This window comes from Lutibacter sp. (genome assembly GCF_021647475.1).
GTDB lineage: Bacteria > Bacteroidota > Bacteroidia > Flavobacteriales > Flavobacteriaceae > Lutibacter.
The window spans coordinates 1-8,534 of the sequence record NZ_JAKIUR010000080.1; the positions used below are offsets into that span (position 1 = coordinate 1).

Sequence of the window (8,534 nt, forward strand, 5' to 3'; positions counted from 1 at the left end):
ATTGAGATTATATCTTTATTCTCAAATCGAAAAAAACCTAGTAAGAAAAAAATATAAAATTGTTGCATAACAATATATAACGTCAGTTCGAGCCTGCCTTGCCGGCAGGTAGGTACTTGTATGAAGAGCATCGGAATACAAGAGTATCAAGAACAGTTTTGAAGAAGCGAGAAGTAAGAATGAAACGTCTTTGCGAAGGAGGTACGACTGTGGCAAACTCATGAATATACATCGCAGAACCTAATAAAAACATTACCCAAAAATTGATAATTAGAATAAAATTTGTAATTTTGATTTTATGGATATAAATCTTCAAAATAAAAAAATTGAATTGATACAATGGCTTTCTACGCTGAATGACCAAGCATTGATAGAGAAAATAATGGTGTTACGAAAAAAAGAAAAAACTGATTGGTGGAATGAGATTTCAACTGCTGAGAAAAGTACTATAGAAAAGGGAATCCAAGACGCAAATAATGGAAAACTGACTTCTCACTCCAATGTCAAAAAAGTATATGAAAAGTGGTTATAAAATTCTATGGACTAACCATGCTATTTCTGAATTAAAAGAAACAATTGATTATTTAGAAAATAATTGGACAGAAAAGAAATTACGAAAATTTTCAGCAAAACTTGACCATACCATTGAATTAATCTCGAAAACGCCTGAGATGTTTCCTAATTCGCTTGAAAAAAAAGAAATTCGAAAAGCAGTTATTGAAAAATATAATAATTTATATTATAGAATACATAAAAACTCCATTGAGATTATATCTTTATTCTCAAATCGAAAAAAACCTAGTAAGAAAAAAATATAAAATTGTTGCATAACAATATATAACGTCAGTTCGAGCCTGCCTTGCCGGCAGGTAGGTACTTGTATGAAGAACATCGGAATACAAGTGTATCGAGAATAGTTTTGAAGAAGCGAGAAGTGAGAAGTTGAGAAGTTGAGAAGCGAGAATGAAACGTCATTGCGAAGGAGGTACGACTGTGGCAATCTCATAAATAAATAACTTCAGTTTTGAGCCTGCCTTGCCGGCAGGTAGGTACTTGTATGAAGAACATCGGAATACAAGTGTATCGAGAATAGTTTTGAAGAAGCGAGAAGCGAGAAGTTGAGAAGTTGAGAAGCGAGAAGAAGTTGTAATACGCTAGTAGAAAGGTATATAAATAAAAGTGATAATGAAAAAAGATTCAAAAATATACATAGCAGGACATAACGGGATGGTAGGCTCTGCCATATTGCGAAAGTTAAAAAAGGAAGGATACACTAATTTTGTTTTACGAACTTCTAAAGAATTAGATTTAACCAATCAGCAAGACGCAGCACAATTTTTTAAAATGGAACAACCCGAATACGTGTTTTTGGCAGCTGCTAAGGTAGGAGGAATAGAAGCCAACAATACTTTTCGGGCAGATTTTTTGTACGAAAATTTAATGATACAGAACAATGTAATCCATTCCGCCTATATAAATAAAGTAAAGAAATTATTGTTTTTAGGCTCGTCATGTATTTATCCAAAATTAGCACCGCAACCTTTAAAAGAAGCCTATTTACTTACAGGTGAATTAGAATACACCAACGAACCTTATGCCATTGCTAAAATTGCAGGAATTAAGCTTTGCGAAAATTATAACAAGCAATATGGTTGTAATTTTATATCAGTAATGCCAACCAATTTATACGGTCCAAATGATAATTACGATTTAAAAAATTCCCACGTATTACCTGCTTTATTGCGTAAATTTTACGAAGCCAAACAAAATAATGATAAATTTGTGGAAGTTTGGGGAACAGGAACACCCAAACGTGAGTTTTTACATGTAGATGATTTAGCAGATGCCTGTTATTTTTTAATGGAAAACTATAATAAAAACGAGTTTGTAAATATTGGAACAGGAAAAGATATTTCTATTAAAGAATTAGCAGAATTGATACAAAAAATAGTAGGCTTTAAAGGAACTATACAATGGAATACTAGCAAACCAGACGGTACACCAAGAAAAGTATTAGATGTTTCTAGGCTTTCTAAATTAGGGTGGGAATATAGCATTGAGTTAGAGGAAGGAATAAGGGATGTTTATAATAAAAATTTTGTATGTCCGTAATTAGTAATAATAAAGAACACCGTCATGCTGAACTCGTTTCAGCATCTCATTTTCGTCGGATAACCAGTGTTTTATTGAATACGACCCTGAAACAAGTTCAGGGTGACGGACGTTATGTAAGATTACGGACAATCAGTAAAAGTTTTAATACAAAGTAAATGCTACTATCCATAATTACCATAAATTATAACAATGCCATTGGTTTAAAAAAAACGATGCAAAGTGTTGTAAATCAAACTTGGAGTAATTTTGAATATATTGTTATTGATGGTAATTCTTCAGATAATAGCGTAGCAATTATTAAAGCGTTTAATTTTACAAATTTAAAATGGATAAGTGAGCAAGATACAGGCATTTACAATGCGATGAATAAGGGAATTAAAATGGCTAAGAGTGAATATTTGTTATTTTTAAATAGTGGAGATGTTTTAAATGGAGTAACAGCTTTAAATGATTTTATTCAGCATCCAAACCTTATAGGTGACATTATATATGGTGATTATAAGTTTGATAAAGGAGAAAAAATATATCCAGATGTTTTAACTCCTTTATTTTTTATAAAATCATCATTACCACACCAAAGTACTTTTTTTAAACGTTCTGTATTTGATAGTATAGGTTTATATGATGAATCTTATAAAATAGCTGCTGATAGAGCCTTTTACATCAAATGTTTTTTAAGTGATAAATTTAAATTTACCCACATAAAATATCCTTTAACTATATATGATTTAACTGGATTAAGTAATTCTAAAGATTTTAATTTCACAAAAAAGAAAGAAGATGAAGCCATTTTCAAAAAGTATTATGGATTGTTTTATAATGATTATATGAAATATCTACAATTGGAAAAAGAGCTTTCTATAATAAAAGGTTTAACTTTTAAAGGAATGATAAAAAGAATTAAAAAGAGGTTAAAAATATAATGAATGAACAAATGCCCCTAGTAAGTGTTATTATTCCTACCTATAATAGACCCGCGTATTTAAAACAAACGTTGGAAAGTATAGTGAATCAAACCTACACTAATATTGAAATTATAGTTGTAGATGATGGATCACCAAATGAAGATGCATTAGATGTATGTAAAAATTTTGAAACAGTTACTTATCTTAAAATTAAAAATAGCGGAGGGCCGTCTAAACCCAGAAATATTGGAATTAAAAAAGCTAAAGGTAAATACATAGCTTTTTTAGATGATGATGATTTATATGTTTCAAATAAAATTGAGCAACAAGTTACAGCATTAGAGAAAAATAAAACTTTTGGGATTGCTCATGGGTATTGTCAAGTTATTAATGAAATTGGAAAATTAAAAAATGAAATTATTGGAAAACCTGGCACACCAGATGTAAAACATGGAGATGTGTCTTTACGAATGATAGGAAATTGGACATTAATGACTTCTTCAGTGTTAATTAGGAAAGCTATTATTGATAAAATTGGTTTTTTTAATGAAGAAATGCCTCCAGCAGGTGAAGATGTCGAGTTTTGGGTAAGGTGTTCATTTCATACAAAATTTTATTATATAGATAGCCCTTTAGTATTATACAGAGAACATAATTTTAATATTTCAAAACAAAAAAAAGCTTATATAAATTTACCTTTACATTTAAAAGAAGTTTTAAATGTAAATTTGAAAAAAAAAATAATTACTAAAGTTACATATGCATCTTTAAAAAATAATGTTTCTAAGATGCAAATAAAAATGATTCGGCAAAATACATTTAAAACCATCCGTAATTTATTTAAATTGCAGCCATTATGGTTTCTAAATTATGGAAATATAAAATTATTAGCATATAAAATAGTAGTTAAATAAGATGACAAATATATTAGTAACAGGAGGAGCTGGAAATATTGGAAGTTCTTTGGTAAAAAGACTTTCAAAAAATAGAGAAAACACAATTATTGTAGTTGATAATTTATTGACAGGAAATACATCTAAATTACCAACAAAAGAAAATATAATCTTTATTAAAGGAAATGTAAATAATTATAATGATATTTCAGCAGTATTTCATACCTTTCATTTTCAATATGTATTTCATTTTGCAGCGGTAGTAGGCGTTCAAAGAACGCTAAACAATCCTTTATGGGTTTTAGAAGATATTAAAGGTTTTGAAAATATATTAAACCTTTCAAAAAACACAAACGTAAAAAAAGTTTATTATTCGTCCTCCTCAGAAGTATATGGAGAGCCTTTTGAAATTCCTCAAAATGAACACACCACTCCTTTAAATTCAAAATTACCTTATGCTATTGTAAAAAATGTTGGGGAAGCTTATTTAAAATCGTATCAGCAAGAATTTGGATTGGACTATACCATATTCCGGTTTTTTAATACTTATGGACCTAACCAGAGTGAAGATTTTGTAATTCCAAAATTTATTAGTTTAGCCTTAAAAAATAAAAATATTACCATTTATGGTGATGGACATCAAACAAGAACATTTTGTTATATTGATGATAATATTGATACCATTATAAAAATACATGAAAATAATTTAGTAACTAATGATGTAATCAATATTGGTAATAATGTTGAATATAATATTGTTGAGTTAGCAAAGTTAATTATTAAATTAACAAATAGTTCTTCAAAAATAATTCATTTGCCAGCGTTGAAAGAAGGAGATATGAACCGTAGATGTCCTGATATTGCTAAAATGAAATTAATTTTAGATAAAGATTTAATAGGAATTGTCAAGGGAATTAATAAATATATAAATTCTATAAGGTAAAATGCGAATAGGTCAAAATCCTGAGAAGGAGAATAAAGATATAAAAATAGAAAATTATCACAGAATTATAGTTCCAGTTTATATTCCAAATTTTGAAGGATACTTTTCTAATTCATTAGATATTTTTAAACTGTGCATAGAATCGTTATTATTAACAGTTCATGCTAAAACTAGAATAACCATTTATAATAATAATTCCCATAAATTGGTAAAAGAGTATATAGATTTAAAATATTCAGAGTCTAAATTTATTGATCAGGTTTTTCATTCTAAAGAAAATTTAGGAAAAATTAATGCAATATTAGCGGCATCAAAAGGTAATTTAGAACCATTAATTACAATTACTGATGCAGATGTTCTTTTTAAAAATGGCTGGCAAAAAGCTGTTGAAAAGGTTATTGTAAATTTTCCTGAAGCAGGGATGGTTAGTCCTGTTCCATCAAGCAAAGTATATAAAATGTTTACAAGTAATAATTGGTACTATGGTTTTTTTAAAGGTAACCTATTATTTCAAAATGTTATAGATGCAGAGGCTATGCATAAATTTGATCTTAGTTTAGGGAATGATAAATTAATGTATAAACCTATTCATTTAAAAAAATATTTAGTTATAAGGAATAAAAAAAATAAACAAGAGGCAGTAATGGGTTGTGGTCATTTTGTTGCCACACTAAAAAGAGAAGTTTTTGATTATGGAAGCAATAAACCAGCTTTTGTTAAAATAGTAGGTGGTGTTGAAAGGATATTTATTGATACTCCAAATGAAAAATTAGGTTTGTTACGTTTAGCTACTAAAGAAAATTATGCATATCATATGGGAAATAAAATTGAAAATTGGATGTATGAGGAGTTTAGTAAATTAAAAACACACACTATTGATAATAGTTATAAAGCAACAGATTTTAAATTTAAACCAGTTTCAAAAATAGGGATGCTTATAGGTAAGTTACTGTTAAAAATAATTTCAAGAAGTAGTTTATTGGAAATAAAACTGTTAAATTATCTTGGATTAGATAATAAAGAGTATTAGTTTTTAAAATTAATTTCAAACATCAGATGAGTCAAACTAATTTAGTTTCTATAGTAATTGCAACATATAATAGAGAGGAGTTAATTTCGGAGACAATTGATAGTGTTTTACTACAAACTTATAAAAATTGGGAATTAATAATTGTTGATGATGGTTCTATTGATAATACCGAAAAGTTAGTAAATAGATATGTGCAAAAGGATAATCGAATAAAGTTTTTTAAAAGACCAAACGATCGACCTAAAGGACCAAACGCCAGTAGGAATTTCGGAATTGAAATGTCAAATGGAATTTATATTTTATCCTTAGATTCAGATGATTGGTTATTACCAGATTATTTAAAAAACAAAATTAAAGTTTTAATTAATAAGCCAGATATTGATGGAGTATTATCAAAGACAATAATGGTTGATGATAATAAAGCTTTAATAAAAAAAGAAAAAAGAACTTACTTAACTAGGAATCTTCTAGAAGATTTTATTTCATTAAAAGTATCATGGTATATGCATGATATTTTATGGCGTAAAAGTTTTTTAGAAGGGAAAACACTTTACAATGAATTTCTATTAAAAATGTTAGATAGGGATTTTCATATAAGAAGACTTTCTGAAAATCCTAAACTATTCTTAGTAGATGAATATCTAGCATTGTATAGAATTCACGATAATTCAAATTCTTCTAATTCAGATATTAATGTAGCTATTACAAAACACAATGCTATAATTCAAATAATAGACTCTCTTTCTAAAGCTAACAAGCTAAGTTCAAAGTCAAAGTTTTATTTATTCAAGCATCAGGTTCAAAATTTAGTAGTGCTATATCAAAGCCCGTCTTGTATTAAATTATATTTAAATTTGATAAAAAAGACTTTCGTTTGGCAATTTGATTATTTTAAATGGATATTTAAATTAATTCTTGGTTATTTATCTTATAAAATTACAAATAGAGGTCTGAGATTTATACAATAAAAAAATACTTGATAGTATGATAAAAATCTTTAAAAAAATATTACTAAAAATTCTTAATGTTCAAGAAAAAAGTGAGAATGTATTAATTACAGGATTTTCAAGAGGCTTACAAAATGTAAAATTTGAGGGAAAAAATGCAGTACCTGATGGATGTAATTTTTCTGGTAATATAAAAATTGGATATGCAACTACTTTAGGATATAGTAATTTTTTACATGGATATATAAATATTGGTAAATACTGTCAATTTGGAACAGGCGTTGCAATTTACACAAAGAATCATCCTACAAATCATTTATCAACCTATATAAATAAAAATTTATTTGAAGGAGAATTAAAGGTACTTCGGGTTGAAAATAATGTTGCTATAGGTAATGATGTTTGGATAGGTCATAATGCTATAATTGTTGGAGGAGTTACTATTGGTAATGGTGTAATTATTGGAGCTGGTGCTGTGGTTACAAAAGATATAGGATCTTATTCTGTAGTAGCTGGTGTTCCGGCAAAAGTTATAAAAAAACGATTTTCAGAGTCAATTATAAAAGAAATTGAAGCCTTAAAATGGTGGGATTTACCTGAAGAAGAACTTGAAAAAATAAAACCTTTATTTTTTAAAGATTTTAAAGATAAAGAAAGTATATATGAATAACACTATTGCAATCATCCCAGCCCGTGGCAGCTCAAAACGCCTACCAAATAAAAATGTAAAATTGTTAGGAGGTATTCCCTTATTAGTGCATAGTATAAATTACGCTAAAGCAAATAAAATTAATAAGATTGTTGTTACCACAGACAATAAGGAAATAAAAAATATTGCACTAAAAAATAATGTAGAAGTTATTGATAGACCTAAAGAGTTATCTGGAGATTTGGCAACAACCGTTTCTGCTTTAAAACATGTACTAAAAAACGTAAAAGAAGTATTTGAAAATGTAATTCTTTTACAACCTACAAATCCATTGAGACCAAAAAACCTTTTAAAAGAAGCCTTTCATATTTTTAATAAAGGAAATTATGATAGCTTAATGGCAGTAAGTAGAAATCATCAAAAGTTTGGAAAAATTATCAATAATAAATTTGAACCTTTTAATTATAAAATTGGACAACGAAGTCAAGATTTAGCACCCTTATATTTTGAAAATGGATTATTGTATATTACTAAAGCATCCTTAATTTTAGAAGGTAAAATTTTAGGAAAAAATAATTATCCTTTTATAGTCAATCATCCTTTTGCTAGCGTTGATATTGATACAAAAGAAGATTTTGAATATGCAGAATATTTGTTAAGTCATCACTTCGAGTGATTTTTGATAAAAAATAGTATCGAGAAGTAATTTACACGAGTTCTCGATACAATTTTAAAAAGAACTAAGGTTCTGTTTAAAACCACTCGAACTGACGTATTAGGGTGTTTTGCAATTCGTCACTTCGAGCCTGCCTGCCGGCGGGCAGGTGATTTAACGAAATGAAATGGAGTTAAATAGTATCGAGAAGTGTTTTGAAGTAACAAAGGTTCTCGATACAGTTTTATAAGAATTTCATTCTTGCAAAACCACTCGTATTCTATGATTAAAACAAATAAAAACATTAAAATTTATCACTAATTTTTAAGCTGCATATTTCATAAAATCCACATAAGGTGTTTCACGATTTACAACGGCAAATATTCTTGATAAAAGT

Annotated in this window: 10 protein-coding genes; all 10 read left to right on the forward strand. The window is 28.0% G+C overall.

Annotated elements, in window-relative coordinates; translation table 11 throughout:
- Nucleotides 1–298 precede the first annotated feature (298 nt).
- The 10 genes from L3J60_RS12775 to L3J60_RS12820 all read left to right on the forward strand — a co-directional run bounded on the left by L3J60_RS12775 (nt 299) and on the right by L3J60_RS12820 (nt 8,158).
- Nucleotides 299–532, forward strand: coding sequence for a hypothetical protein (locus tag L3J60_RS12775; RefSeq protein WP_291975950.1), 234 nt, complete (start codon nt 299–301; stop codon nt 530–532).
- Complete coding sequence (locus tag L3J60_RS12780; RefSeq protein WP_291975951.1) at nt 516–818, forward strand: type II toxin-antitoxin system RelE/ParE family toxin; 303 nt, start codon at nt 516–518, stop codon at nt 816–818. The genes L3J60_RS12775 and L3J60_RS12780 overlap by 17 nt, the downstream gene beginning before the upstream one ends.
- 367 nt (nt 819–1,185) lie before the next feature.
- Nucleotides 1,186–2,112, forward strand: a complete 927-nt coding sequence (locus L3J60_RS12785) for a GDP-L-fucose synthase (RefSeq protein WP_291975952.1) — start codon at nt 1,186–1,188, stop codon at nt 2,110–2,112.
- A 158-nt stretch (nt 2,113–2,270) separates the two neighbouring features.
- The gene (locus L3J60_RS12790) at nt 2,271–3,038 is read left to right on the forward strand and encodes a glycosyltransferase family 2 protein (RefSeq protein WP_291975953.1); all 768 of its coding nucleotides are present in this window, start codon (nt 2,271–2,273) and stop codon (nt 3,036–3,038) included.
- Nucleotides 3,038–3,934, forward strand: coding sequence for a glycosyltransferase (locus tag L3J60_RS12795; protein ID WP_291975954.1), 897 nt, complete (start codon nt 3,038–3,040; stop codon nt 3,932–3,934). Before L3J60_RS12790 ends, L3J60_RS12795 begins: the two co-directional genes overlap by 1 nt.
- A gap of 1 nt (nt 3,935) precedes the next feature.
- Nucleotides 3,936–4,856, forward strand: a complete 921-nt coding sequence (locus L3J60_RS12800; RefSeq protein ID WP_291975955.1) for an NAD-dependent epimerase/dehydratase family protein — start codon at nt 3,936–3,938, stop codon at nt 4,854–4,856.
- Nucleotide 4,857: 1 nt separating this feature from the next.
- Nucleotides 4,858–5,886 (forward strand): glycosyltransferase family 2 protein, encoded by a 1,029-nt coding sequence (locus L3J60_RS12805; RefSeq protein WP_291975956.1) that lies wholly within the window; start codon nt 4,858–4,860, stop codon nt 5,884–5,886.
- 26 nt (nt 5,887–5,912) lie between these two features.
- Entirely contained in the window at nt 5,913–6,854 is a 942-nt protein-coding gene (locus L3J60_RS12810) for a glycosyltransferase family 2 protein (RefSeq protein WP_291975957.1), read from the forward strand.
- 16 nt (nt 6,855–6,870) lie between these two features.
- A complete protein-coding gene (locus L3J60_RS12815) occupies nt 6,871–7,503 on the forward strand; it encodes a CatB-related O-acetyltransferase (RefSeq protein WP_291975958.1) in 633 nt (210 codons plus the stop codon).
- A complete protein-coding gene (locus L3J60_RS12820) occupies nt 7,496–8,158 on the forward strand; it encodes an acylneuraminate cytidylyltransferase family protein (protein ID WP_291975959.1) in 663 nt (220 codons plus the stop codon). Before L3J60_RS12815 ends, L3J60_RS12820 begins: the two co-directional genes overlap by 8 nt.
- Nucleotides 8,159–8,534 lie beyond the last annotated feature (376 nt).